We start from the raw sequence: 25600 nt of genomic DNA, 5'->3' as shown, positions 1-25600 counted from the left end.
CCTTTACTCGGCGACGCGCTCGACAAGCTCCATCTCATCGCTGGTCAGCAGCTTGTCGATATCCACGATCACCAGCATGCGATCCTCCAGGCTGCCCAGGCCGCTCAGGAAATCGGACGACAGCGTGACGCCGAATTCCGGCGCCGGCTTGATCTGGTCGGGAGAAAGCGTCATGACGTCGGAAACCCCGTCGACGACGATGCCAACGACACGATCCTCGACGTTGACCACGATGACGACGGTCTGGCCACCGTACTCCACCTTGTCGAGATGGAACTTGATGCGCAGGTCGACGATGGGAACGATCACGCCGCGCAGGTTGGTGACACCCTTGATGAATTCCGGCGCGTTGGCGATGCGGGTCACGTTCTCGTAGCCGCGGATCTCCTGCACCTTGAGGATGTCGATGGCGTACTCCTCGTCACCCAGCGAGAACACCAGGAATTCGCGGTTATGGGCTTCGGCGGCGGCAAATGCCGCATCATTCGTCTGGCTCATGATCAGATCTCCAGCTCTTTTTCGGTGAGGGCTTCGAGTGTGGTGTGTTGCTCAGGCCGGCGCTTCTCTTTCTTGGCCCGGCTAAGGCGATGCAAACCGGTGATATCGAGGATCAGCGCCACGCTGCCGTCGCCCAGAATGGTGGCAGCGGACACTCCCGGCACCTTGCGGTAGTTGGTTTCCAGGTTCTTGACGACCACCTGCTGCTGGCCCACGAGGTCGTCCACCAGCAGCGCATAGCGGCGGCCTTCCCCTTGCACGATCACCGCGATGGTCTCGGTGAGCTCGGTCTTCGCCTGCGGCACGTCCAGCGCTTCATGCACGGCCACCACCGGCAGGTATTCATCACGCACCTTCAGCACCACGTCGTCCCCGGCCATGGCATAGAGGTCTTCCTTGGCCGGCTGCAGCGATTCGAGTACGGCGGAGAGCGGCAGGATGAACATCTCGTTGCCGACCTTGATCGACATGCCGTCGAGAATCGCCAGGGTCAGCGGCAGCACGATGCGAATGGTGGTGCCTTCGCCGGGGGTGGACATGATCTGCACGTGACCGCCCATGCCCTGGATGTTTCGCTTGACCACGTCCATGCCGACACCGCGGCCCGAAACGTCGGTCACCTCCTTGGCGGTGGAGAAGCCCGGCGCGAAGATGAGCTGCCAGACCTCGTCGTCGCTCATGGTGTCGGATACCGGCAGGCCGCTCTCCCGCGCCTTGGCCAGCAGCTTGTCGCGGTTGAGGCCGGCGCCGTCGTCGATCACCTCGATGATGATATTGCCGCCCTGATGCTTGGCCGACAGCACCAGCTTGCCTGTGCGCGGCTTGCCGGCGGCCTCGCGCACGTCGGGTGCCTCGATACCGTGATCGAGGCTGTTGCGAACCAGGTGCGTCAGCGGGTCGATGATGCGCTCGGTGAGACTCTTGTCGAGCTCGGTGGACTCACCCTCGGTCACCAGCTCGATATCCTTGCCCAGCTTGCCCGCGGTTTCGCGGACGACACGAGGAAAGCGGCTGAAGACGAAATCCATGGGGATCATGCGAATCGACATCACCGATTCCTGCAGGTCCCGGGCGTTGCGCTGGAGCAGGCTCATGCCGTTCTGCAAGGCGCTGTCTGCGGCGTTTTCCATTTCACTGACGGTCTGGTCGAGCATCGACTGGGTGATGATCAACTCGCCCACCAGATTGATGATCTGGTCGACCTTGTCCACCGACACCCGGATCGAGGTCGATTCTCCTGCCCCCTTGGCCTTGGCGGGCTTGGACTTGGAAGGCTTGGCACCACCGGCCGGCTTGGAAGCTGACGCAGCTGCTACCGGCTCCGCCGGGCTGGCGGCGGCCTGGGCCGGCTCGGCCTGGGTCTTGGCAACCGCTGGCTGCGGCTCTGCCTGGGACGAAGGCTCCCCCCCGGCATCGCGAATCTTGACCTGATCGGCGTCGACGATGAAGCACATCACCGCTTCGATATCGTCATTGCTGTCGGTAGAGAGAAGCGTGACTTCATAGCACGCCTCATCGCCTTCGTGGGAAACCACCTCTCCCAACTGCCCCAGCTCCTCGACCAGCAGCTGGCGGTCCTTCTCGCCGACATTGAGCAGCGACACGATGCGCTTACCGCTACCACCCGAACCGGCCTCCTCCGGGCCGCCTGTTGGCTCAGGTTCGGGCTCAGGTTCAGGCTTGGGTGCCGGTGGCGCCCCATCCTCCAGGTCCTGGCCGATCTCCTCGAGTGCAATCCGTTGCAGCGTCTGGCAGATACGCTCGAACGCTTCCTGATCGGGCTCATCGCTGTTGCGGTAGGCGTCTAGCTGGTCGCTGAGCATATCCTTGGTTTCCAGAAAGGTATCGACGATATCCCGGCGCAGCTTGAGCTCGCCCTTGCGGGTATGATCGAGCAGGTTCTCGAACAGGTGCGTGGTTCGTTGCAGGATGTCGAAGCCGAAGGTGCCCGCGCCCCCCTTGATGGAATGGGCGGCACGAAAGATGGCGTTGAGTTGCTCGACATCCGGTTCGTCCACATCGAGCTCCAGGAGGTATCGCTCCATGTCGGCGAGCAGCTCCTCGGCCTCCTCGAAGAATGTGTCATAGAAATCCGTGATATCCATGCGCTTTACCACCTGGTGTCAATTGAATTTGCCAATGCCCGGCTCTCCCTCCCCTACTCGGGATTGAGAGTACGGCGCAGACCTTCGGAAAATTGCTCTACGGGCGCCAGATCGACGTCGCTCTGCAGGCGCGAACTCATTGGACTCGGCACGCCGGGGCCATTCACGATGCTGGGCCGGCGAATGTACTCCGCCACCTCGGGCAGCAGCACGAGTAGCTCGATCCGGCGATTGTCCGCATCGAGCGGATCGGTATCCGGCAACATCACGCGATCGGCGAAACCGGAGACCCTCAACAGCTTGTCCGTATCGAGTCCTCCGGCAACGAGCTCGCGGCGCGAGGCATTGGCGCGATCCGTGGAGAGCTCCCAGTTGCTGTAGCCACGATACCCGCCCGCATAGGCACGGCTGTCGGTATGCCCACTGATGCTCAAGTAATTGGGTAGCTCATTGAGCAGAGGCGCAATGGTGCGCAGCAGGTTGCGCATATAGGGCTCGACGCGGTCGCTGCCCACATCGAACATCGGCCTGAGCTCGTGATCGAGCAGCTGAATGCGCAGCCCCTCGGGAGTGAGGTCGAAGCGCATCTGCTGGCGCAATTCACGCAGCTCCGGGTCTGCCTCGATAGCCGTCTCGATCCGTCGCTGCAGGTCCATGAAGAAGCGTCGCTGCTGCTCGCTTGGCCGCGAGAACTCTCGCGTATCGATGCGAGCCCTCTCGCCATCGCTGTGGGCCGGATCCGGACCGCCACCGGGGATGGCACGGGTACTGCCGGAGCGATCTCCACCGGTGACGGCACTGGTCAGTGGCGTACTGAAGTAGTCCGCCACGCCCTGGCGCTGCTCCTCACTGGCCACCGAGAGGATCCACATCACCAGGAACAGGGCCATCAAGGCAGTCATGAAGTCGGCCAGGGCGATCTTCCAGCTGCCGCCGTGGTGGCCGTGGACGACCTTCTTGCGCCGGATGACGATCGGGCGCTTGTCTCCCGCCGCACTCATTCCGCTGCCGCACCCGTCTTGGCGTTACGCACATAGGTTTCGAGCTCGGTGAACCCCGGGCGCTCCGAGGTGTGCAGCGCCTTGCGACCGAACTCGACCGCCAGCTGCGGCGCATAGCCGTGCAGGCTGGCCAGCAGCGTGATGCGAATGCACTGCAGCATCTTCTCGGCTTCCTTGGCCTGACGCTCGATGCTGCTGGCCACCGGGTTGATGAAGCCATAGCCCATCAGGATGCCCAGGAAGGTACCGACCAGGGCGTGAGCGATCATCTCACCCATCTGGTCCGGACCGGCATCGGCGTAGGTCAGCGCCTTCACCACCCCCATGACCGCTGCCACGATACCGAAGGCCGGCATGGCGTCGCCCACCTTGGCAATGGCGTCGGCCGGGATGTGCGCCTCCTGCTCGAAGGTCTCGATCTCGTGGAGCATCAGTTCATCGATCTCCATCGGATCCATGCCGCCGGCCACCATCAGCCGCAGGTAGTCGGTGAGGAAGTTCATGATCAGCGGATCCTCGAGCACCTTGGGGTGCTCCTGGAAGAGCGCGCTCTCCTGCGGGCTGTCGATGTCGCGCTCGATGCCAAGCATGCCCTCACGGCGAATCTTGGACAGCAGCTTGAACTGCACCGCCAGCAGCTCCATGAACAGATCTTTCTTGTATTTCTTGGTGCGCTTCAGCTTGGGAAAAATGCGGAAGGTGGCCATGATGGCCTTGCCGTTGTTGGCGGCAATGAAGGCGCCCACGCCGGCGCCACCGATCATCAGCAGCTCTGTCGGCTGGTAGAGCGGTCCAAGATAGCCTCCGGCAAGCACGAAGCCGCCGAAGACACAAAGTGTAACTACGATATACCCGAGCAGAATCAGCACAACCGATACCCTTCAGTGGATGCGAGGCGTCGTTAACCCAATGTATCGGCCAACCGAAGCAACACTTGAGGCTTCACGGAAAAAAGAAGTGAGATTACGCACATAGCAAGACGCCGCCCCAGTTGGGGCGGCGTCCTAGGCGACCAGCACCTCTTTGCAAGCGACCGGTCAGCCGACTCGCCGGACCGGCGCCACCTCCTGCTCGCTCGCCTCCCGCTCCTGCTCACGACGCTTGCGGGTCTTGCCGGCGCGGGAGGGCGGCATGCAGATACCACAGACATAGTCATGATCCGGGGTATGGGCATGGGCGACGAAGTGACCACCGCAGTGGTTGCAGGTGGAGAGCTGCAGCAACTCGCTCTCGAAGAAGCGCACCAGGGTCCAGGCTCGTGTCAACGCCAGCACCGGCTCGGCCTCATCGATGCCGACCTGCTCGGAGTAGAGCCGGTAGGCCGTGACGAATGCCTGCATTCTTTCCAGCTGCTGCTCTTCCAGCAGATTGCGATAGATGTTGTAGAACAGCGAGGCGTGCACGTTGGGCAGCCAGGTGATGAACCAGTCCGTGGAGAAGGGCAACATGCCCTTGGGCGGCGACATGCCGCGCACCTCCTTGAACAGGCGAATCAGGCGAGCGCGGCTCAGGTCGGTCTCGGTTTCGAGCACCTGGAGACGCGCACCGAGCTCGATCAACTCGATGGCAAGCTGGACCTGCTGCATCTCCTCGACAAGGCTTTTTTGCGACATCACTCGACCCCCCGTGACATGGCGGCGGTTCCACGCCCTGCCATCAGCAGGGAGGCATGAAACTGCGACAATCCATTGTCACGGGGGTTATCGACGACCTGGCGCAGCTGATCCGCACCTTCAAAGCCGAAGTGGCATAGCAGCTGGTTGGTGCGAGCCAAGCGTGTCAGCTGGGCAGCACCGAGCGAATGCAGCAGATCGGCGGTTTCATCGTCGATCTTGAGCCGGAACATGGCCGCGGCACGGTCTTCGTTCAACAGCCGCTGCGCCAAAAGCAGATAGGCGAGGTTGAGCTCCTGGATTTCATCCAGGTGATTCTGGTTCTTCATTGGTTCCCTGCACGCGGTTACTTCGCGTGTCCTTATCTTTTTATCACTTGCTAGTTGAGGGTCGCAGCAACGTTTTCACGGATAAAGCTGACTGCCACCTTCGTAAGGACTTAACGTACAGGCTCATTGTGACCACTGTTTTGCAACCTGCCAACCACCCCGCGCCATACAAACCGCTCAGGCAAAAACATGAGCCTGCTAATACCTTTAGACTAGTTTGTTAACTTGCTGTGCCGTAACATAAAAAAAGATACAAACAGCTCTTGACAACACCTTAATAGCATCAATTCATTAACAAAATTTTACATTTTAACACTCAAGACATCAGCGTGAGGCCTGTGCCTCGTCTATTTCGTACACCCATACCAGCAGTTCGGCGATGACCTGATAGAGCATTGGCGGGATCCGCTCATCGAGGTCAAGGCCCATCAGCAGCGATACCAGCTCCGGGGCATCATGCACATAGATGCCCTGCCGCCTGGCTTCGTTCAAGATGCGCTCGGCCATGTCGCCATACCCCTTGGCCAGCACTCGCGGGGCATCGTCGCCCTCGCGATAGGCCAAGGCCACGGCTTGGCGGCGACGCTCAGGCCTGGGTTCCGTCATTCTCTCCCCCTGCCTCCCAGGGTCGGGCATCGATCAGCACCGTCGTCAGCCCAGCCGCAAGAAGTCGCTGCTCCAGTTTGGGAATCCCGGCCAGCAGCGTCTCCACGGCAGCCTCGTCACGACTCTGCAACTGCAAGCGGACACTCTGCTCCTGCAGCCACAAGGCAACATGAATGTCCCCCAGGCTGGGCACCGTCAGTTGAAGCTCGGAGTGCCAGGCCTCCTGGCTCGAGTCATGCTCGTCCTGAGCCGACTCTTCGCCGTCACGGCGGGCACCGGCGGGCATGTGGATCATCAGTGCCATGAAGATCCCCGACCAGACATCCCCCTCCCAGCGCAGGACCGGAGTCACCAGCATCTCGAGCTGATGGCGCACCACGCCCTGAAGGCTTTCGTGCACAGGCTCACCACCGGCGGGACGCGCCCGAACCGTCTGCTCGCTCCCTTCACGCAACGCCGCCTCAGGACCTTCGGCGCGTGCCGCCACTGACGGCGCCGCAGGCTCACGCCCTTGCCCAGCACTCCCCCCCGCAGCCTCGCCAGCCGGCCGCTGGCCGGGGCCAGGCGAGGGAAAGAGCGCCTCGGTGGCGGTATAGGAATGCACCCCTTGGGTTGCCTGACCCTGACCCGCTGCGAGCTGCCCGGGCGCAGCCTGGCCTGGCGCGGGAGGCGCTGCAGCGAGCGGAGCCTGGCCGGCCGTCAGTTGGCTCGGCGCAGCCTGCTGCGCCGTGGCCGCTGCACCGGGTGATGGCGCATTGCCCTGCCCTGCCGTTGCCGGCGTGAAGCGCAGCGTGCGTAGCATCTGCGGCTCTCGCTCGAGCTGCTGGCGACTCACCTCTCCGCGATACCAGCGTGAGAGGTGTGACTCGTAGAACAGCCCGCTGTCGCGTATGCCCGACTGGAGCCTGTCCGCCAGTGTCGGAACGCTGGGGGCCTCCCCTGCCTGCATCAGCGGAGCCGTCGTACTCAATACCGAGGGCGGCGCCGGGAAGCGCACCAGGAGATCAGCAATAGTGCGCGCTGAAGGACTGAAGTGGGTCTGGGTGGAAGCGGGCGGCAACGGCGCATCGGTACGCGACGGCATCCCATCGCCACGCTGGCCAGGGGTCGTCGTGCCGGGTAGCGGGGCCAGTGCCGGCCGGCGCCCATCGAGCCGCGAGTCGCTATGCAGCGCCCTGGGCCCCTCCCCCGAATCGACCGGCCGAACCGGTTCCGTCAGGTCGCGCGGCGGCGCCGTATCGACACGCTTGCCCAATACCTGATGGAGCAGCGTATCCAGCAGTGGCGTGATGCCACTCACGGCGTCCCCGGATCGAACTTGTCGCCGGCATCGACCACGACGGTCGCCTGCTTGCCATAGCTGCGATGCAGGTCACGCTGTCGCCGACTGGTGCCCATCAACTGGCCAAGCTCACTGCGCCGCGCCATGAGATATTCTTGGATAGCCAGGTCATCCGCCAGAATCGCTTCCAGCAACTCGGCCTTGCACTGAATGCCGTCCTGATCGAGCTCGACCTCCTTGTCGAGCTGCCGCAGGCGATCGGCCAATTGAAGATAGCCGCCCTGGCGCTCGATGAGCGTATCCCACTCGCCGGCTCTTGCCAGTTCGAGCATGATGGCGACCTGCTGTCTGAGCTGGGCATAACCTTCAAGCACAGCGCGAGCCGTTGTCATTGCCATTCAGCCTTGCGCTCCCGTGGCGCCGATTTCACGCCAGGCAGAGGCGATGTCGTCAAGCAGCTTTTCTGCCTGATCGAGACTCTCCTGATCGTTGTGCAGGTTGGCTGCCAGCAGCAACCGGGAGATATAGTCGTAAAGTGAGCCGAGCCGCTCGGCAACCTCGCCGCCCTTCTCGGTATCCAGCGCTGCTAGCAGGCCGTTATTCACGATATCCAGCGCCTTGGAAATCGACTTGCCCTTCTCGGCAGTGTTCCCCGACTGCATATGGATGCGCGCTGCGCGGATGGCGCCCTGAGCACCGTCGAACAGCATCACGATCAGTTGGTGCGGCGAAGCCGACATGACCCCACTCTCCACGCCGACCCTGGCATAGGCTCCGGCGCCACGGCCGTAAGCGGCTGCTCCTCGCGTGACAGTCATGGCGTAATTCTCCTGTGGTGGCATGACCTTCGTTACATCGGCCTCACCTCGGCATCACCGAAGGAGCCGTCATCTCTTGCGCCCAAGCTGGGCATTCATCATATCGAACTGCTGGAACAGGTAATCGCTCACCTGGTTCATGCTGGCGATCATCGCATCGAGCTGGCCGAACTGAACGCGGTAGCGCTGGATGGTCTGCTCGATGCTGCGCTCCATACGCTCATAGCGATCCTTGAGCCCATCGATGCGCGCTTCCAGGCCACGCTTGGCATTGTCCAGCAGGCCACGGTCTTGCAGTACCTGATCCAACGTCTCACCGAGCTTGCCGGCCAGACCGCCCGCCTTGTCATTACCGGAAAAAAACGCCGCCAAGGCCTGGGGGTCTTCGGCCACGATCCCGCTCATCTTCGCCTCGTCGAGCTTGAGCGTACCGTCGCGCTGCAGGCTGATGCCGATATCGGAGAGCATGCGAAACTCACCCTCTCCTACCCCACCGCCGAGCACGCCGCGCAGGCGCGACTCCACGGTGCGCAATGCGCTGTCGCCCAGCAACTCGCCAGCCGCCCCGGTGTCGGCATTGAAGCGCGTCATCTCGCTGATGTTCTTGCGCAGGTCGTTGTAGGCATTGACGAAGCCGCTCACTGCCTCGCGTATCGCCAGCGTGTTGCGCTCGACCACCACGGTGACACTGCCACCCTCGGCGGTTTTTTCCTCCAGGTCGAGTGTCACACCCTGGATCGCCCCTTCCACCCGATTGGTCTGGCTCGTTATCTCGATGCCGTTGACCACGAGTTGAGCATTCTCTGCCGCCACGGTCTGCGTCATCGAGCCGGTATTGCTTTCCCCCTCCCCGGCACCAAGCTGGAAGCTGAGTTCGTTCTCTCCCTCCAGGGAAAGCGCCTGAATGGCAGCCTGGGTACCGGTTTCGCTGCTGGTCAATACCAGACGAAACGGTGAATCGGGATCGCCATCGTTGACGATAGAGGCCGTGACACCGCTGTTCTCCGCATTGATGGCATTACGCAGCTCGGTAAGCGAGCTGCCTTCCTTGACGTTGATCGACAGCTCCTTGGCCTTGTCACCCACGCCCACCGTCATCGTCAGCTGGCCGCCGAACTTGGCATCTTCGGCGAAGCCCACGGTCGCGATACTCTGCGCCCGAGCCAGATGACTCACCTCAACACTATAGCGACCCGGCGGAGCGTCGGACCTGGCTGCCGCCTTGATGCCACTGCCATTGACGTTGCTCGATACATTCTGGAAGAACTTCGGGTCGTTGAGCTTGGCGGCTGCTTCCTGCAGCTTGGTCAGCGCGCCCTGCAGCTTGCCATAGGCCGAGATCTTGGCCTGGTGACTTTGCTGCTGCAGCTTGATCGGCTCGAGTTTCTTGCGCTCTGCCGCATTGAGCTGATCGAGCAGCCCATTGAGATCCAGCCCGGAACCGATGCCAAGTGAACTTATCGTTGCCATGACGCTTCCTTTTTCGTGCTGCTAGTGTGGCAGGCTTTGCGCCAAGGGTTCCGGTGAAAAGCCCGCGATCAAGGGGGTATTTCCCTTTATCGGCCAACAACGGGCCGACTTTAGGCCTGCCGATCATGTGGAGACGGGAAGTTCCTCGACTATCTCCCCCAGCCGCGCGGTGACATCGCCACGCAGCACCTCGCCCATGGTTTCCGTGGGCGGAGCCATTTCCTCAGTCAACTGCACCTGGAAGGGCTTGCCCTGCTGGTCGAGGCGCTGGATCCAGCCCAGCGCCCCTCCGGAGAACCGCACCAGCGATCCTACCGGACGCAGTCCGAAGCGCTGCACGTAGCGCTTCACCCAGCGCGGATCGAACTGCTGCGGCGACTGGAGCAGATGACGATAAACCGCATCGATGCGCCAGGCGGGCCGGTCGCCGCGGTCGCGCCGCATGGCGTCCACCACGTCGACCACTGCACTCATGCGCGCCAGTTCCGAAAGGCCTTCACTCTCGACCCCAGCGGGATAGCCACTGCCGTCGAGTCGCTCATTGGTTCTGGCCACGACCGCAACCATGATCTTGTCCGAAAGCCACTGGCAGCGCCCCATGCGCTGCATCAGCAGCTCCACATGCTCCTTGACCCGGGCGTACTCCTCGGGCCGAAGCAGCGCTCCCGCTATCACCCCTGGCGGCAGCAGCCCCTTGCCCAGGTCATGGATCATGGCGCTGGCCGCCAAGGCCTTGCGCACGTCCCTGGGTACCGAACTGGCACTGGCCAAGGCCAGCAAATGCACGGCAACGCCGAGCCCATGACGCACCAGCACCGGCTCCTGGCCCAGGCAACGGGTCGCGAACAGCAGCGCCTCGATGTCCTCATCGGCCAGCTGAAGCAGCATGTCGGCATGCCGGGAAAGCTGTACGGGATCGACCTCATCGCCCTGCTGCAGCTCGAGCAACTGGGCATCCAGGTAGCCCGCGACCCGCGCCAGGCGGCGTGTCATGGGCGTGGGGTAGCTCAGCAGATTGCGCCTTCCCACGGGTGGCGAAGCGCCCGCTGCCTGGCTCTGGAACAGCATTGACGGCAGCCGGCCCACATCGGCCTCTTCGCCGTAGCGGGACGACTCGCGTTCGATCTCACGTACGAAGAACCACAGCTTGCGCTCCTGCTCGGCGCTCAAGCCCTGCAACTGGAAACCGACCCGCAGGGTCCGGCGGTCACTGTCCGCCACCTTGTGCCGCGGAGCGGCCTGTACCGTGAAACGCGTGCCATTGGGAAAGCAGAGTTCGATCTCCACCAGCGCCGCTTCTGCCAGCAGCGTGGCGGAGGAAGAGGGCAGCTCCAGTTGGCATCCCTGCTGGGAAAGATCCTTCAGATCGCCCTGAACCATGGTGTCGCCATCGCCTTGACTCCCGCGCACGATGGCCCCCACCTCCATGCCCAGCCGCAGACGAGCCCGAAAAGCCTCGCGGCGCTGCAGCTCCTCAAGATAGTGGGGATAATCGCAGCGACACTGCAACCGCCCTTGCAGGGAGTCCACCTGCAGGGATTTCAGGGTAGGCGTGCGAATCATCTTGCCCTGCACCTGACCCAGCAGGCGAAAGCCGGCCCCGCGCTTCAGCTCACCGGCGATCTCGCGCACCGCGGTAATGTCGAGAAGCATCGATTCGGGCGGCGCCTGCTCCATGACAACCACCGGCAAGGGCGTGCTGTCGGGCCTGTCGAGCAATAATGACGCACCGCCGGGCTGGATCAGCTTGTCCAGCAGCACCTCGATCTCGCTCGGACTTCCCACCCGAATGAATTCATCCTGAACCTGCCCCATCCTCGCTTCTCCACACCATCATGTCGTTTATCGTTTTCGTCCTGCCTGGCTGCGTCGTTGCCCTGGCTACCTGTCGATCGGCAATGACGAGACCTGTGCCACTGCCTTGGGCTTGCGCAGGTAAGCCTGCAACTTGTCCAGCGGCATCGGCCGGGCAAACAGGAAGCCCTGGAACACGTCGCAGCCATGCGCGGCGAGGAAGTCACGCTGCTCGGTCTCTTCAATCCCTTCGGCGACCACGGCCAGGCCAAGGTGGTGCGCCATGGAAATGATGCCCTGGACGATCGCACCGTCGTGACGGCTGGTAGCGATATCGCGCACGAAACTGCGGTCGATCTTGATCTTGCCGATCGGCAGCTGCTTGAGGTAGCTGAGGCTGGAAAAACCGGTGCCGAAATCATCGATGGACACCTCCACCCCCATGTCGCGCAGGCGGTGCAGGGTATCGACGGCCGCGGCGGTATCGGCCATCAGAATACCCTCGGTCAGCTCCAGCTCCAGCCACTCGGGAGACAGCCCGGTCTCCAGCAGGGCCTGCTGCAGGTTGACCAGGAAATTGGGGCGGCGGAACTGCAAGGGGGAGAGATTGACCGAGACGCGATAGTGGCCAAACCCTTGTGCCGCCAGCAGACACATGTCGCGACAGGCCTGGCGCAGTACCCACTCGCTGATGGGGCCGATCTGACCGGTGTCTTCGGCCAGCGGGATGAATAGCCCGGGGGAGAGGTATCCCTTGACCGGATGCTTCCAGCGCACCAGGGCCTCGAATCCCACGACACTATCGTTCCGGGCATCGATGAGGGGCTGGTAGTGAAGCTCGAAGTTCTCGGCTTCGATGGCCTCCTGCAGATCGTTGCGCAGCGCCATGCGCGCGCGCACCTCATCGTTGATGTCATTGGTGAAGCATTCCCAGGCGTTGCGCCCTTTCTGCTTGGCGCGGTACATGGCCATGTCGGCCTGCTGAATCAGCTCCACGGGATTCTCCAGCTCCTGCTGAAGGAAAGCGATGCCCACGCTGGCGCCGATGTAGAGCTCATGCTCCCCGACCCGGAAAGGACGGCGGATGCAGCCGAGCAGGTGCTCGACCAGGCGAATGGCATCCTCCTCGCGCTTCAGCTCCGGCAGCAGGATGACGTATTCGTCACTGCCGAACCGCGCCAGCGTATCTCCCGGATCCAGCTGCTCCGCCAGCCGCTGGGCGACCAGAATCAGCACCCGGTCACCCACTTCGTGGCCGAGACTGTCATTGATTGGCTTGAAGTCGTCCAGATCGACGAACAGCACCGCCAGGTGACGACCGTGACGCCTGGCCAGCATGACATCGTGCTGCAGGTGATCCTCGAACAGGTTTCGATTGGCCAGCCCCGTCAGGGCGTCGTGGCTGGCGTGGAACGAGAGCTTGGCCTCGTAGGCCTTGCGTTCGGAAATATCGTGCAGGATTCCCACATAGTGGGTCACGCTGTTATCGCCGTCTCGTACCGGTGCCAGGTAGAGATTGTTCCAGAAGGGCGTGCCGTCCTTGCGATAGTTGCACAGGGTGACGGCCACGTCGCGCTGCTCGGCCATCGCCCTTTCCATCTGCTTCACGGCCTCGCCATCGGTCTCACCACCCTGCAGGAAACGGCAGTTGTGGCCGATGACCTCTTCACGCTGATAGCCCGTGATGCGCTCGAAGGCCTCGTTGACGTAGACGACCGGCAAGTCGTCCTGACCCGCGTCCGCGATAACGATACCGTTGATGCTGGCCTCGACGCTTCGCTGCAACAAGCGCAGCTCGGTATCTCGGCGATGCTTCTCGGTCATGTCCTTGGCTATGCCATAGAAGCCGGTGACCCGGTCGTTGACGACGATCGGCAGGTTGGTCACATCGAGATGGACGCCACGCCCCTCATGGTCTCGAATGGAGAGCTCATAACGAAAGGCCTTGCCCTTGCTGCCCTCTCGATAAAGCGAGCTGATGCGCTCCCGCTCCTCCACCGGCACCAGCATCGAGTAGTGCGTCCCGATCAGCGTCTCGTGTGCCAGCCCGGTGAGCTGGCTGCAGGCGGTATTGGCCGAGGTGAACACACCCTCGAGATCCAGGGAAAACACCGCATCGGGATGGTAGGTGAACAGCGAGCGATACCTCTGCTCACTCTCTTGCAACGCCTGGCGGTTGCGCTCCCGTTCCACCGCCAACGATACCAGCTCGGCGGCCTCCAGCACGCGACGACGATCGCTTCGTGCCGGCTCGCTCGGTCGAGGGTAATAGATGGCGAAGGTACCCAGTAGCTGATTGTCGCTGCCAATCACCGGAAAAGACCAGCAGGCCCTGAGGCCATGACGCTCGGCAATCTCATGATAGCCACGCCAGGCGGGGTCGCTGGCAATCTCCCGGCATACCACCAGATCACGCGTATGGGCCGCACGGCCGCAGGCGCCATTTCTCGGACCAATCGCCACCCCCTTGACGGCATCTTGGTAGGCTTGCGGCAGCTTGAGGCTGAAAATGCGATCCAGCGTCAGCTGAGGCTCATCGCACAGCATGATGGACGCCATCCCGCCCGGCACCTGGGTTTCCACGATGCGGCAGATGACCCTGAGCGTCTCTTCGAGCGGCTGGTCCCGCGCAATCAGGGTTTGCACCCGCTGCTGAGCTCGCAGGTGGCGCTGGGCACGCGCAAGGGCCAGGGATCGACGCCGGCTCAGGGCCGTCATGGCCAGGCTGAAGGCCAGCAGGTAGCTCAGCAGAAGCCCTCCCACGGCCACGGCAAGCGGCATCAACCCCACCAGACTGGAAGCGGCCAGCGGCCCCTCGCCTCGCACCTGAACGCTAACCGTCTCCCCACCAGGCAGCACGACGAGGCCTTGCTGGAGCTCTACACCCGCCTGCTCGCTGGCGACGTGATTGGCCACCATCATGCTCCCCCGGCGAGCTACGGAGAGCTCGAGCGGGGTAATGAGCGCGTCGACCTCCTGCCGGAACAGACGAGCCAGGTCGAGCACCGCGACCAGCCGCCCCTCGGCCGGCCGAGGCAAGGGTACCGACACCATGGCCAGCTCGGGCCGGTCGCTGTCTGGCAGCACCCAGCGCGGGTAGGAGCCGCCCACCGCCAGCCAGTCCAGCAGCCAGTCGTGCTGCTCCAGCCAGTTCAGCATCTGAAAGTCTTCGGCCCTCTCACGGCCCCAGCTGAACTGCTCGAGCTCCTCTGCCTGCCAGTACAGCGAGGTGAGGCTGGCCATGTCCTGAAAGGTGGTGTCGGCTTCGATCCGCCGATATTCCGTCGGCGGCAATCCACCGAATTCCGCCCAGCGCACCGCCATACGCTGGATCTCGCGCTGCTGGTCCAACGCGACTCGTTCTGCCTTGGTCTTGAAGCTGTAGAGCAGCTCGGTCGCATGCTGCTGGCGGGCATCGTACTGCTGCCAGGTCAACGCATACCAGGCGAGTCCGCTCGACAGAACGCCGACCATCAAAGCCAGCATGACGGGACGCCCCATGACTGGCGTCACAGCCGGATGGCGTGCCATCAAGACCATGGCGGTACCGCAAAGCAGGGCTGGAAGTGCAGTAAAAGGCGTGGCGAAGGCAGCCCCCCAAGGACTTGCCGACAGCAGGTCGGGACGCAAGCCAGCCAGGGTACTCACAGCGGCGACGACACAGATGCCAACGCCACCGACCCACCAGAGCAGACGCGCTCGTGGTGTGGCTAGCCCAGCCATCAGGCAGGCCGAACCGATCAGCAAGGCGATACTGGTTGCCGGTGTAAGTGCAGGGCGAGGCAACGGAAGGCCTCCGACATCGGCAGGCAGCCACCCCATGAAGGGGGCCAGAAGCCCGACGGGCAGCAGCGCGATGCCACAGGCCTGAGCAATCACCACCCGCCCCTTGAGGGTGGCGAGCAGGCCGCTGCCTACCAGCAGCATGATCGGCAGGCTGACCCAGGCCGGCTGCCAATCCACGGGCAGCTGCCAGCTGGCCAGGCCGTTGACAAGACCCATGACCAGCAGCAGCACCGGCACGAGCACCAGCCAGGTGTGCAGCGCCACCTGCTGAGAATTGTTGGGCATTGACTCCTCGCTCGCAAAGTTCCCTGAGTCCTTCAGGACTCCTTATCGGCAGAAGCTTGCAAGACTTGAGGGGGCTAGATGTCACCGGGCGGTTCCAGGGCAGGCGCGACCTGATTGCGCCCTTCCTTCTTGGCCCGATAAAGCGCCTCATCGGCGCGCCTGAGTGAAGCCTGGGGCGGCTCATCCTGCTGCAGGCGGGTCACGCCGATGCTGGCGGTCACGGCGATGACTCTGCCGTCGTGATCGGTGAATTCGCTTTTCTCCACGGCATAGCGAATCCGTTCGGCCACTTCCATGGCCCTGGCCTGGCCGCTGCCGACAAGAATGATGACGAACTCCTCGCCGCCATAGCGCGCCACGCAATCATGCCGGCGCGTCTGACTGACCAACAGCTCGGCAAATTGGCACAGCACCCTGTCGCCGACGGAGTGACCGTAGCTGTCGTTGATCCCCTTGAAGTGGTCGAGATCGAGCATCAATACCGAACAAGGCACTGAGCCGGTCAGCCCGGCCTCGCCTTCCGTCTCCCGCTGCCAGGCCTGGACCTTGGCCAGGTGCACTTCCAGCGCGCCGCGATTGAAGAGTCCGGTCAAGGGGTCGTGAGTCGCCTGGCGGTAGAGCCGCAGCAGCAGGCTGAGCTGGAAGTGGTTGGCCGCCAGCGATACCAGCAGCAGGCTGGCCAACAGCCAAAGACTTTCCATGCCTCGCCCGGTCATCCAACTGCCGTCTATCATCTGGGCAAAGGCCAGCAGTGCCAGCATCGCCAGGCCGGCCAGGAGCGACTCCAGCAGCGTAAAAGGAAAGACACTGAGGGCGGCGACCAGCAGGAAAGGAATGAAGCCGTAGCCCACCAGGTTCGGCACATGTTCCGACGGAAGCATGAGCAGTACCAGCAGATAGAAGCTTGCCGGTAGCGCCAGAAGCATGCCGGCGCTGAAGCGGATCCGCCGTATCCGCTCCTGGTTGAGGTAGGCCAATAGCAGAACGCCTACCAGACCCAGCATCAATACGACCCGGCCCACCAGGGTGTAGCGCAGCAGCTCGGCAGGCAGCACCAGCGAGTCGACCACGATCCACAGCGGCGAGAGCAGCGCAAAGATCAGCCCCAGGGCCAGCACCCGACTGCGCAGGTAACGGGCGTGGGCAAAGACGAAATCACGGCTGTGATGACGACTGCTGAGGGTGTCGCGCAGGGCGCTCAGGCCAACGAAGAGTTCATGTCCCACTTCCGGCGGCTCGGCCAAGGCATCCAGGCGTCGGTTCTGGTACTCGCGGGGTTTCTGGGTCTTGCTGAAGAGCATGATGGAGCCCTGTGCAGCGGCCGCGCTGCGGCTGGTCGATGAGCGAAGCATATCCGTGCTTGCCTTGGTTATATCAGAACCTGCTCATTGTAACGAGAGACCTGGGTTTGACATTGGGCAAACATCCGGTCATTAAGACGCCAATTCGAACTTACTGTTTTAGCGCACAGGGAGAATGGCTGCCGTGCTGCTATTCGAGTCGCACAATGGAAATAAAGCGGCCTTCGGCGGTAAAGGCGAGACGAAAGGTGCCATGCACGCCGTCTCGAGCGACCACTCGACGCAGCGCCTCGGCGGGAAACACGACCCGCTTGCCATCCAGGCTGAAGGCCATGACCTGCCCTACCCTTCCCTCGTAATGAGCCAGGCAAGTCTCGGCAGAGAGGTCCAGCACCACATCGATACTCGGCATCGAAAGCAACGTCCTTCCAGCCCCTGAAGAATGCCAAGGAGAGAGATCCTCGCGGCCACCCTTGGCAACCGGCCAGGCCAATTCCTGCGCCACCATTCTACCTGTGGAGCGACTGACAGATACCATCTTTCGAGCACTCACACGCCTTACGAAGCGCCAGGCAGACCAGATCAGCCATCGACGAGTCGCCTGGCATCGTTCTCTAGCTGCGCTCCACCGGCACCCATTGCCAGCCAAGTGACACTCTTTCAATACGTTAGCCCGCGAAGTATTCAAGCCTGAAACTTTAATCTTGAAATATACCGATTTTCTTCCTAGTCTGATTCAGGCACGACAAACCAACGTGAACTGCAAGCAAGGGAACAACGACAATGACATCCCGCTTGATATTGCTGCCCGCTGCCGCGTGCATGGCAGTCCTGAGCTGCTCGGCTGCCCTGGCAGCCGCACCTGGCGATCACCAGGCCCATCTGGAGAAGGTTCCGCCCGTCCCGCTGCCCCCCTGGCCGGATGCGGACCAAGCCGGTATGGGCAACACGCAGGGCAACGGCACCTGGCAGCGCTGCGCCTTCCACCTGATGCAGCCCGAGGCAATGTCCTACGAGCTATCCTATCCACGCACTGCGACGATGCCCCAGTCGCCGTTTGCCGAGCCGGAGACCTACCGCTTCGATCCCTCCAGCGGTATCCCTGGCACTCGCCATGGCTTCAATACCGAGTCGACCAGCGGCAATATCGGCGGCCAGGGCACCCAGCTCGACGGCCTGGGCCACTTCGCCTACCTGCCCGAGCCCTGGAGCGGTGAAGGGGAGTTTCCTGCCGAAGCGCTGCAGTACTACGGGGGTTTCACCCAGGAAGACGTCAAGCCTGGCCCGGAGGCACCGCTCGCCAGGCTCGGCCTGGAACACCTGCCACCGATCGTCTCCTCCGCCGTGCTGCTGGATGCCGCGGCATACCTCAACGAAGGCGAGCCGCTGGCCGCCGGCGACCTCATCACCCAAGAAGATATCCAGGCCATGATCGAGGCACAGGGGCTCGCCTGGCGCGGCCTGCTTCCCGGCGACGTGCTCTATATTCATACCGGCTGGGGTGAGCACTGGGACGACGATCGCTACTACACCCAGGGCCCTGGCCTGGCCTACGACACCATGGAATGGCTGGAAGAGCAGGCCATCGTGCTGGTCGCCCTGGACAACCCCTTCACCGACCCCGCCCCGGAAGGAATGCTGACGGGCGAGGCCATACCCAAGGGGGTACCGGATGGTCTGCCTTTCGCCATCCATCACCATAACCTGACGCAATCGGGTATCTACCAGATCCAGAACGCGCGGCTGGGCGAACTCGCCGCCGACCGGGTCTGGACCTCTTGCACCATGATCCTGCCCACCCTGACCCAGGGAGCCGCGCAGGCGCCGGTCAGGCCGGTGGCCATCGGCGCTCCTGCGCGCCCCTGAAACCTGTCCCTGCCAACCGATAACCCGTCACGACAACAACAAGGGAGTTACGACATGAACGACAAGCTTCGCTGGACCACCACCATCGGCGCCGCCCTGGTCTCCCTGGGCCTGGTGACGCAAGCCGCTGCCGACACGGTGACGCTGAGAACCGTCAGTTCCTTCAACCCCGGCACGGCAATACCGCACACCTTCGAAAAGTTTCTCGAAGAGATCAAGAACGATGCCGATGCCCCGGTGCAGATCAACTTCATCGGCGGCCCCGAGGCCATGCCCCCCTTCCAGGTAGGCAATGCGGTCAGTAACGGCGTGGTCGACATGGCGTTCGTCACCTCCGCGTTCTATACCAGTTCGCTGCCGGCGGCCCATGCGCTGAACCTGACGCGCTTCTCGCCCGAGGAGCTGCGCGAAACCGGCCGTTTCGAGCAGCTGCAGGAGATGTGGCGCGAGCAGATGAACGTGCACTACCTGGCCTATACCAACTACGGCAATCGCTACCACCTCTATCTCAACGAGCCCATCGACGGCCCTGAGCTCAACGGCCTGCGCATGCGCATCACCCCGGTCTACCGCGCCTTCGTCGAGGCCATGGGCGGCGAAGCGGCCCAGACCCCGCCGGGCGAGGTCTATACCGCGCTGGAACGGGGCATCGTCGACGGCTACGGCTGGCCGATCCAGGGCATCTTCGACCTCGGCTGGAACGAGCATACCCGCTACCGGGTCGATCCGGGCTTCTACCACGTGGAAGTCGGGGTGCTGGTCAACCAGAACACCTGGGACAACCTCACCGACGAGCAGCGTGACTACCTCACCGAGAAGGCGATTTGGCTGGAGGAGCTCAATGGCCTCAACGACGAGATCAATGCCGAAGAGGAACGTCGTCAGGCCGAAGCGGGCATCGAGGTGATCGAGTTCGAGGGTGAGGATCGCGAGCGCTTCCTCGAAATGGCCTATGAAGCCCAGTGGGAACGGCTGGCTCAGGAGCACGCCGAAAACACCGAACGACTGAGAGAGATTCTCGACAGTGAATGACGCATCAATCGTACATCACGAGAAAGTGGCTCGATCACCGTTACAGAAGGTGTATCACTACATGATGCAAGCCTGCGGCCTCGCCGCAGGTGTCATCATCGGCCTGGTCTCGGTGGTCATCGTGCTCAACGTGATGAGCCGAAACCTGGGGTTCGGCTCGATCTACGGCACGGTGGAAGGCAGCGAATATGCCATCGCTGCCGCCACCTTCCTGGCCGCTCCCTGGGTGCTCTATCACGGCGCTCACGTGCGGGTCGACCTGCTGCAACAGGCCCTGCCCAAGGCGCCGGGCAGATGGCTCGAGATGGCGATCAACCTGTTCGGCGCCGCGATCAGCCTGTGCTTCGGCTACTTCCTGCTGTCAACCGGCTCCGACTACCTCAGCCGGGGCACCATGGTCTACAAGTCGTTCGTGTTTCCCGAGTGGTGGAACTTCGTCCTGCCCACCCTCTGCTTCGGCCTGCTGACCCTCGAATTCCTGCGCCGTGTGTGGCGCCTCATCCTGCCACGGGAGGGTTGACGGCATGGAATGGCATTCAGCTCTACTGCTGCTGGTGGGCGGGCTCATCCTGCTCATGGCGCTGGGTCTGCCGGTGGTGTTTGCCTTCATTGCGGTCAATCTCGTCGGCGCCTACGTCTTCATGGGCGGCGAGATGGGCATCATGCAGATGGCGCGCAACAGCGCCGAGGCCATCACCAGCTTTTCCCTGATTCCCATACCGCTGTTCGTGCTGATGGGCGAAATCCTTTTCCATACCGGGCTTGCCTACAAGGCGATCACCGCCATCGAGCGCCTGATCAAGGGCATACCGGGGCGCCTGAGCATCGTCTCGGTCCTCGGCGGCACGGCCTTCGCCACCCTCTCCGGGTCGAGCATCGCCAATACGGCCATGATGGGCAGCTCGCTGCTGCCGGACATGCTCAAGCGCGGCTACCACCCCTCCATTGCCATGGGCCCGATCATGGCGGTGGGCGGCATCGCCATGCTGATCCCGCCTTCCGCGCTCGCGGTCACCCTCGGCAGCCTGGCCGGCATCTCCATCGGTCAGCTGCTGATCGGGGGGATCATTCCAGGCATCCTGATGGGGGTCTCCGTGCTGCTGTACGTGATGATCCGCTGCGCACGCAACCCGGAACTCGCCCCGGCAGACGAAGGCAATCCCGGCCTCACTACCTGGGAGCGCTGGCAGCCGTTCTGCGTCTACGTCCTGCCGCTGAGCGGTATCTTCGTCGCCGTGGTGGGCAGCCTGCTGGCCGGCTGGGCCGAGCCCACGGAGTCGGCCGCCTTCGGCGCCGTTGCCGCCACGATCGCAGCGATGTGCTATCGCTGCCTGACTCGACAGGCCCTGGTCACGGCTCTGATGGAGACCGCCAAGGTCTCGGTCATGATCCTCTTCGTGCTGGTGGCTTCCACCACCTTTTCCCAGCTGCTCTCCTTCTCCGGCGCCACCAGCGGCCTGCTGCAGGTGGTCACCGCCTGGGAGCTGACGCCGCTGATGATCGTGCTCGGCATGCTGCTGGTGCTGCTGGTGCTGGGCTGCTTCGCCGACCAGATCAGCATGATCATGATCACCCTGCCGTTCTTCATGCCGCTGGTCTCGAGCCTGGGCATCGACCCGATCTGGATCGGCGTGCTGTTCCTGGTGGCCATGGAGATCAGTTTCCTGACGCCACCCTTCGGGCTGCTGCTGATCGTGATGCAGGGGGTGGCACCTGCCGGCATCCGGCTGACCCAGGTCTACCAGGCCGCGCTGCCCTTCCTGTTGCTGCAGCTACTGGTGCTGGCCCTGGTGGTGGCATTGCCCTGGCTCGCCACCGGCCTACCCAACCTGATGCGCTGACACCCAACGATACCGCTCACGACGCGGGCAAGATGCCCGCGCGGCGAGGAGAACAAGATGGCTGAAAGAACGTTTGTCGAGGAGGTCAAGAAGCTGCGCCTCGGGGAGGGGGAAACCTTCCAGGGCGAGGGCATCCTGGCCGTGACCAAGGCACTGCTGCAGTCGGGAGTCGCCTACGTGGGCGGCTACCAGGGCGCACCGATCTCTCACCTCATGGACGTGCTGGCCGATGCCCAGCCGATCCTCGAGGAGCTGGGCGTCCACTTCGAGAACAATGCCAGCGAGGCCGCCGCTGCCGCCATGCTGGCCGCCTCGGTCAACTACCCGCTGCGCGGCGCCGTGGCGTGGAAATCCACCGTCGGCACCAACGTCGCATCCGATGCCCTGGCCAACCTGGCCTCGGGCGGCGTGACCGGCGGCGCGCTGATCATCGTCGGCGAAGACTACGGCGACGGCTCGAGCATCATGCAGGAACGCACCCACGCCTTCGCCATGAAGAGCCAGATCTGGCTGCTCGACCCGCGCCCCAACCTGCCCTCCATCGTCAAGGCGGTGGAGCACGGCTTCGCCCTCTCGGAAGCCAGCAACACCCCGGTGATGCTGGAGCTGCGCATCCGGGCGTGTCACGTTCACGGCCGCTTCCAGGCCCAGGCCAACCGCTCGCCCGACTTCACCATCGATGACGCCCTGGCCAACCCGGTGCGCGATACCAGCCGCATCGTGCTGCCGCCGGCGAGCTTCCAGCACGAGCACGAGAAGGTCAACGCGCGCTGGCCGGCGGCGGTGGACTACATCAAGGCGCACGGGCTCAACGAGACCTTCCCCGGCGAACACGGCGAGATCGGCCTGATCCTGCAGGGCGGGCTCTACAATACGGTCATCCGCGGACTCGAGCGCCTCGGCCTGGCCGACACCTTCGGCAACACGCGTATTCCGCTGCATGTGCTCAACGTCACCTACCCGCTGGTGGACGACGAGCTGGAGGCCTTCTGCGCCGACAAGCGTGCCGTGATGATGATCGAGGAGGGCCAGCCCGACTACCTGGAGCAGGCCTTGGCCAGCATCCTGCGCCGCGCCGATATCGCCACGCGCATTCATGGCAAGGACGTGCTGCCCAAGGCCGGTGAATACAATGGCCAGGTGATGCTCAAGGGCCTGCGCGACTTCCTGGCTGCCGCAGAGCCGGACCTGCTGCCTGCGTCCGAGGCCCAGCCGGCCCTCGACATTCAGGCACCGGCCCTGCCGCCCCGCCCGCCGGGATTCTGCACCGGCTGCCCGGAGCGACCGATCTTTACCGCCATGAAGCTAGTCGAGCGGGAGCTGGGACCGCGTCACGTCAGCTGCGACATCGGCTGTCACCTGTTCTCCATCCTGCCGCCCTTCAACATCGGCAACACCACCATGGGCTATGGCCTGGGCGCCTCGGCGGCATCGGCCTTCCATGGCTCCAAGGGAGGACGCGCCATCAGCGTGATGGGCGACGGCGGCTTCTGGCACAACGGCCTGACCAACGGCGTGGCCAATGCCGTCTACAACGGCGATGACGACGTGCTGCTGATCGTCGACAACTACTACTCGGCGGCCACCGGCGGGCAGGACCTGCCCTCCTCCCGCGCCGAGAACCCCCTGCGCCACACCAACATTCCCATCGAGCAGGCGGTGAAGGGCGTGGGGGTCAAGTGGGTGCGGGTCGTCGATCACACCTACGACGTGCAGCGCATGAAGGACACCTTGACCGAGGCCCTGACCACCCGGGAGAAGGGCCCCAAGGTGATCATCGCCCAGTCGGAGTGCATGCTGAACAAGCAGCGGCGGGAAAAGCCCAAGGTGCGTCAGGCCCTCAAGGAGGGCAAGCGCACCGTGCGCCAGCGCTTCGGCGTCGACAGCGACACCTGCACCGGGGACCACGCCTGCATCCGCATTTCCGGCTGCCCGTCGCTGTCGATCCGCCCCAACCCCGACCCGCTGCGCGAGCACCCGGTGGCCCAGGTGGACAACACCTGTGTCGGCTGCGGCCTGTGCGGCGAGGCGGCCCACGCCGCCGTGCTCTGCCCCTCCTTCTATCGCGCCGATGTGATCAGCCATCCCAATCGCTGGGACCGTTTGCTGCATCGCTGGCGCCAGGGCCTCATCCAGCGCCTGCAGGCATGGCGCGAAAAGCGCCTGGCCCAGCTGCCCCCCTCCGCGCATCTCACGGGAGAACCCCATGCCTGACCTGACCAACGCCACACGACCGATCACGCTGGCGATCATGGCCATGGGCGGCCAGGGCGGCGGCGTACTCTCCGACTGGATCGTCCATCTGGCCGAGAGCCACGGCTACCTGGCCCAGGCCACCTCGGTGCCCGGTGTCGCCCAACGCACCGGAGCCACCATCTATTATCTGGAGCTGTTTCCGGAAGCCGAGGCCGAGCGTACCGGCCAGGCCCCGGTGCTGGCGCTGATGCCCTCTCCCGGCGATGTCGATATCGTGCTGGCCGCCGAGTTCATGGAGGCGGGCCGCGCACTGGAACGCGGGCTCGTCACCCCGGATCGCACCACGGTGATTGCCTCGAGCCACCGGGTCTACGGCATCACCGAGAAGAGCGCCATGGGCGACGGCATCCTCGACCCGATGCCGGTGCGTGAGCAGCTCAATCAGCATGCCCTGCGCTTCATCGAGTTCGACATGGAGGCCACGGCACGCCGCCAGGGCAGCGTGATCAGCGCCGTGCTGTTCGGCGCCCTGGCCGGCAGCCAGACGCTGCCGTTCCCGCGTGCCGCCTTCGAACAGGCGATACGCGACGGCGGCATCGGCGTCACGGCCAGCCTGCGCGCCTTCGATGACAGCTACCGCCAGGCCCAGGACACGGCGCCACGCACTGAGCCAGACGCCAGCTCCCACCGGCCCGGCGAGACAGCGCCCCGCCCAGAGGCCGCGGAGCTCGTCGCCTTGAAGGACGAGGTCGACAGCCGCTTCCCCGAGCCGGCACGCGAGGTAATCCACCAGGGCGTGCTGCGCCTGATCGACTATCAGGATGCCGCCTACGCCAGCGAGTATCTCGCTCTGTTGCAGCAGCGCCTGCCATTGCTTCAGCAACAAGCCGGCGATCACCACCTGCTGCGAGAGCTGGCACGCCACCTGGCCCTGTGGCTGAGCTATGAGGACACCATTCGTGTCGCCGACCTGAAGATCCGTCGCGACCGCGTGGAACGGGTGCGCAGCGAGGTCAAGGCCGAACCGGACCAGATCGTCTATACCGCCGAGTTCATGCACCCGCGCGTCGAGGAGATCTGCGATACCCTGCCCGCCGGCCTGGGGCGTTGGGTGCTGCGTACCGGCTGGGTTCGCCGTCCGCTGGCGAAGCTGACCCAGCGTGGGCGACGCATCAGCCCCCAGAAATTACGGGGCTTTCTGCTGTTGATGAGCGTGGCGAGCCTGCGCCGCTGGCGTCGCAAGACCCTGCGCTACCGTGAGGAGCGTGAGCGCATCGATGGCTGGCTGTCAGCCGTCGACCGGGCGCTCGCCATCTCGCCCGAGGTCGCCCTGGAGGTGATCAAGGCCCAGGGCCTGGTCAAGGGCTATGGCGACACCCACCGCCGCGGCCTGGCGAGTTTCGACACCCTGATGCAGGCCTTCGAGCGCCAGGGTGACGCGCCAGATGCCGCCGCACGGCTACGCCAGCTACGCGATGCCGCCCTCGCCGATGAAAAGGGCGAAACCCTCACGCAAAGCGTTGGCGAGTGGCAGCCGGAACAGCCGGCACGCAGCGAGGATGATCCGTCGCGTATCGCGGTAAAGCAGCTCTAGCTATGCCTTAGACATTCAAGCGCTAGACACAGGAACGCAGGTTCCCGAAAAGCGCATAGGTACTTCAAGCTTAAATATTTCAAGTACAACAAGACGGAGAACAGCCATGAGAATCGCCTGTCTCGGCGGCGGCCCCGCCGGCCTCTACTTCGCCATCAGCATGAAGCTGCACGACCCCGCCCA

General features: G+C 63.6%; 21 protein-coding genes. 6 read left to right on the top strand and 15 right to left on the bottom strand.

The window, feature by feature from the left end; all coding sequences use genetic code 11:
• Positions 1 to 3: 3 nt before the first annotated feature.
• The 15 genes from H1D44_RS08180 to H1D44_RS08110 form a co-directional block, all read right to left on the bottom strand.
• The gene (locus H1D44_RS08180) at positions 4 to 498 is read right to left on the bottom strand and encodes a chemotaxis protein CheW (protein ID WP_181514357.1); all 495 of its coding nucleotides are present in this window, start codon (positions 496 to 498) and stop codon (positions 4 to 6) included.
• Between the two features lie 2 nt (positions 499 to 500).
• Complete coding sequence (gene cheA, locus H1D44_RS08175; protein WP_181514356.1) at positions 501 to 2603, bottom strand: chemotaxis protein CheA; 2103 nt, start codon at positions 2601 to 2603, stop codon at positions 501 to 503.
• Positions 2604 to 2656: 53 nt separating this feature from the next.
• Positions 2657 to 3604, bottom strand: coding sequence for a flagellar motor protein MotB (gene motB / locus H1D44_RS08170; RefSeq protein ID WP_181514355.1), 948 nt, complete (start codon positions 3602 to 3604; stop codon positions 2657 to 2659).
• On the bottom strand, positions 3601 to 4473 hold the full coding sequence (motA, locus tag H1D44_RS08165) for a flagellar motor stator protein MotA (RefSeq protein WP_181514354.1): 873 nt from the start codon (positions 4471 to 4473) through the stop codon (positions 3601 to 3603). The genes motB and motA overlap by 4 nt, the downstream gene beginning before the upstream one ends.
• 168 nt (positions 4474 to 4641) lie before the next feature.
• Positions 4642 to 5217: a flagellar transcriptional regulator FlhC gene (gene flhC / locus H1D44_RS08160; RefSeq protein WP_181514353.1), complete on the bottom strand. Its 576-nt coding sequence runs from the start codon at positions 5215 to 5217 to the stop codon at positions 4642 to 4644.
• A complete protein-coding gene (gene flhD / locus H1D44_RS08155; protein ID WP_181514352.1) occupies positions 5217 to 5546 on the bottom strand; it encodes a flagellar transcriptional regulator FlhD in 330 nt (109 codons plus the stop codon). The genes flhC and flhD overlap by 1 nt, the downstream gene beginning before the upstream one ends.
• 324 nt (positions 5547 to 5870) lie before the next feature.
• Positions 5871 to 6152 (bottom strand): EscU/YscU/HrcU family type III secretion system export apparatus switch protein, encoded by a 282-nt coding sequence (locus tag H1D44_RS08150; protein WP_181514351.1) that lies wholly within the window; start codon positions 6150 to 6152, stop codon positions 5871 to 5873.
• Complete coding sequence (gene fliK, locus H1D44_RS21235) at positions 6133 to 7452, bottom strand: flagellar hook-length control protein FliK (RefSeq protein ID WP_181514350.1); 1320 nt, start codon at positions 7450 to 7452, stop codon at positions 6133 to 6135. The genes H1D44_RS08150 and fliK overlap by 20 nt, the downstream gene beginning before the upstream one ends.
• Positions 7449 to 7832: a flagellar protein FliT gene (locus H1D44_RS08140; protein ID WP_181514349.1), complete on the bottom strand. Its 384-nt coding sequence runs from the start codon at positions 7830 to 7832 to the stop codon at positions 7449 to 7451. The genes fliK and H1D44_RS08140 overlap by 4 nt, the downstream gene beginning before the upstream one ends.
• Complete coding sequence (fliS, locus tag H1D44_RS08135; protein ID WP_181514348.1) at positions 7833 to 8252, bottom strand: flagellar export chaperone FliS; 420 nt, start codon at positions 8250 to 8252, stop codon at positions 7833 to 7835.
• A 69-nt stretch (positions 8253 to 8321) separates the two neighbouring features.
• Complete coding sequence (gene fliD, locus H1D44_RS08130; protein WP_181514347.1) at positions 8322 to 9722, bottom strand: flagellar filament capping protein FliD; 1401 nt, start codon at positions 9720 to 9722, stop codon at positions 8322 to 8324.
• A gap of 123 nt (positions 9723 to 9845) precedes the next feature.
• Positions 9846 to 11537, bottom strand: a complete 1692-nt coding sequence (locus tag H1D44_RS08125) for an HD domain-containing phosphohydrolase (RefSeq protein WP_181514346.1) — start codon at positions 11535 to 11537, stop codon at positions 9846 to 9848.
• A gap of 66 nt (positions 11538 to 11603) precedes the next feature.
• Positions 11604 to 15587 carry an EAL domain-containing protein gene (locus H1D44_RS08120; protein ID WP_238984515.1) on the bottom strand — a complete coding sequence of 1328 codons (3984 nt, stop codon included), beginning with the start codon at positions 15585 to 15587 and terminating at the stop codon, positions 11604 to 11606.
• Positions 15588 to 15661: 74 nt separating this feature from the next.
• Positions 15662 to 16939 carry a GGDEF domain-containing protein gene (locus H1D44_RS08115; RefSeq protein ID WP_181514345.1) on the bottom strand — a complete coding sequence of 426 codons (1278 nt, stop codon included), beginning with the start codon at positions 16937 to 16939 and terminating at the stop codon, positions 15662 to 15664.
• A gap of 139 nt (positions 16940 to 17078) precedes the next feature.
• Complete coding sequence (locus H1D44_RS08110; RefSeq protein WP_181514344.1) at positions 17079 to 17300, bottom strand: DUF2835 family protein; 222 nt, start codon at positions 17298 to 17300, stop codon at positions 17079 to 17081.
• 371 nt (positions 17301 to 17671) lie between these two features.
• On the opposite strand from H1D44_RS08110, the gene H1D44_RS08105 reads away from it, so the two are divergent.
• The 6 genes from H1D44_RS08105 (at position 17672) to H1D44_RS08080 (ending at position 25417) form a co-directional block, all read left to right on the top strand.
• On the top strand, positions 17672 to 18754 hold the full coding sequence (locus H1D44_RS08105; RefSeq protein WP_220128029.1) for a cyclase family protein: 1083 nt from the start codon (positions 17672 to 17674) through the stop codon (positions 18752 to 18754).
• Between the two features lie 54 nt (positions 18755 to 18808).
• Positions 18809 to 19786 (top strand): TRAP transporter substrate-binding protein DctP, encoded by a 978-nt coding sequence (gene dctP / locus H1D44_RS08100; RefSeq protein WP_181514343.1) that lies wholly within the window; start codon positions 18809 to 18811, stop codon positions 19784 to 19786.
• Between the two features lie 61 nt (positions 19787 to 19847).
• Positions 19848 to 20306, top strand: coding sequence for a TRAP transporter small permease (locus H1D44_RS08095; RefSeq protein ID WP_181514342.1), 459 nt, complete (start codon positions 19848 to 19850; stop codon positions 20304 to 20306).
• A gap of 4 nt (positions 20307 to 20310) precedes the next feature.
• Positions 20311 to 21627: a TRAP transporter large permease gene (locus H1D44_RS08090; protein WP_181514341.1), complete on the top strand. Its 1317-nt coding sequence runs from the start codon at positions 20311 to 20313 to the stop codon at positions 21625 to 21627.
• 57 nt (positions 21628 to 21684) lie between these two features.
• On the top strand, positions 21685 to 23841 hold the full coding sequence (locus tag H1D44_RS08085) for a thiamine pyrophosphate-dependent enzyme (protein WP_181514340.1): 2157 nt from the start codon (positions 21685 to 21687) through the stop codon (positions 23839 to 23841).
• Positions 23834 to 25417 (top strand): indolepyruvate oxidoreductase subunit beta family protein, encoded by a 1584-nt coding sequence (locus tag H1D44_RS08080; RefSeq protein WP_181514339.1) that lies wholly within the window; start codon positions 23834 to 23836, stop codon positions 25415 to 25417. Before H1D44_RS08085 ends, H1D44_RS08080 begins: the two co-directional genes overlap by 8 nt.
• The last annotated feature ends 183 nt before the right edge of the window (positions 25418 to 25600 follow it).

The organism is Billgrantia kenyensis (genome assembly GCF_013697085.1).
Classification (GTDB): Bacteria; Pseudomonadota; Gammaproteobacteria; order Pseudomonadales; family Halomonadaceae; genus Halomonas; species Halomonas kenyensis.
This window is presented reverse-complemented; position numbering and strand designations above follow the sequence as displayed.

Bases quoted from the DNA above. Each gene is read 5' to 3' on its own strand.
- H1D44_RS08180 (WP_181514357.1), bottom strand. From the start codon at position 498: ATGAGCCAGACGAATGATGCGGCATTTGCCGCCGCCGAAGCCCATAAC.
- cheA (WP_181514356.1), bottom strand. From the start codon at position 2,603: ATGGATATCACGGATTTCTATGACACATTCTTCGAGGAGGCCGAGGAG.
- motB (WP_181514355.1), bottom strand. From the start codon at position 3,604: ATGAGTGCGGCGGGAGACAAGCGCCCGATCGTCATCCGGCGCAAGAAG.
- flhC (WP_181514353.1), bottom strand. From the start codon at position 5,217: ATGTCGCAAAAAAGCCTTGTCGAGGAGATGCAGCAGGTCCAGCTTGCC.
- flhD (WP_181514352.1), bottom strand. From the start codon at position 5,546: ATGAAGAACCAGAATCACCTGGATGAAATCCAGGAGCTCAACCTCGCC.
- H1D44_RS08150 (WP_181514351.1), bottom strand. From the start codon at position 6,152: ATGACGGAACCCAGGCCTGAGCGTCGCCGCCAAGCCGTGGCCTTGGCC.
- H1D44_RS08140 (WP_181514349.1), bottom strand. From the start codon at position 7,832: ATGGCAATGACAACGGCTCGCGCTGTGCTTGAAGGTTATGCCCAGCTC.
- fliS (WP_181514348.1), bottom strand. From the start codon at position 8,252: ATGACTGTCACGCGAGGAGCAGCCGCTTACGGCCGTGGCGCCGGAGCC.
- fliD (WP_181514347.1), bottom strand. From the start codon at position 9,722: ATGGCAACGATAAGTTCACTTGGCATCGGTTCCGGGCTGGATCTCAAT.
- H1D44_RS08125 (WP_181514346.1), bottom strand. From the start codon at position 11,537: ATGGGGCAGGTTCAGGATGAATTCATTCGGGTGGGAAGTCCGAGCGAG.
- H1D44_RS08120 (WP_238984515.1), bottom strand. From the start codon at position 15,587: ATGCCCAACAATTCTCAGCAGGTGGCGCTGCACACCTGGCTGGTGCTC.
- H1D44_RS08115 (WP_181514345.1), bottom strand. From the start codon at position 16,939: ATGCTTCGCTCATCGACCAGCCGCAGCGCGGCCGCTGCACAGGGCTCC.
- H1D44_RS08110 (WP_181514344.1), bottom strand. From the start codon at position 17,300: ATGCCGAGTATCGATGTGGTGCTGGACCTCTCTGCCGAGACTTGCCTG.
- H1D44_RS08105 (WP_220128029.1), top strand. From the start codon at position 17,672: ATGACATCCCGCTTGATATTGCTGCCCGCTGCCGCGTGCATGGCAGTC.
- dctP (WP_181514343.1), top strand. From the start codon at position 18,809: ATGAACGACAAGCTTCGCTGGACCACCACCATCGGCGCCGCCCTGGTC.
- H1D44_RS08095 (WP_181514342.1), top strand. From the start codon at position 19,848: ATGATGCAAGCCTGCGGCCTCGCCGCAGGTGTCATCATCGGCCTGGTC.
- H1D44_RS08090 (WP_181514341.1), top strand. From the start codon at position 20,311: ATGGAATGGCATTCAGCTCTACTGCTGCTGGTGGGCGGGCTCATCCTG.
- H1D44_RS08085 (WP_181514340.1), top strand. From the start codon at position 21,685: ATGGCTGAAAGAACGTTTGTCGAGGAGGTCAAGAAGCTGCGCCTCGGG.
- H1D44_RS08080 (WP_181514339.1), top strand. From the start codon at position 23,834: ATGCCTGACCTGACCAACGCCACACGACCGATCACGCTGGCGATCATG.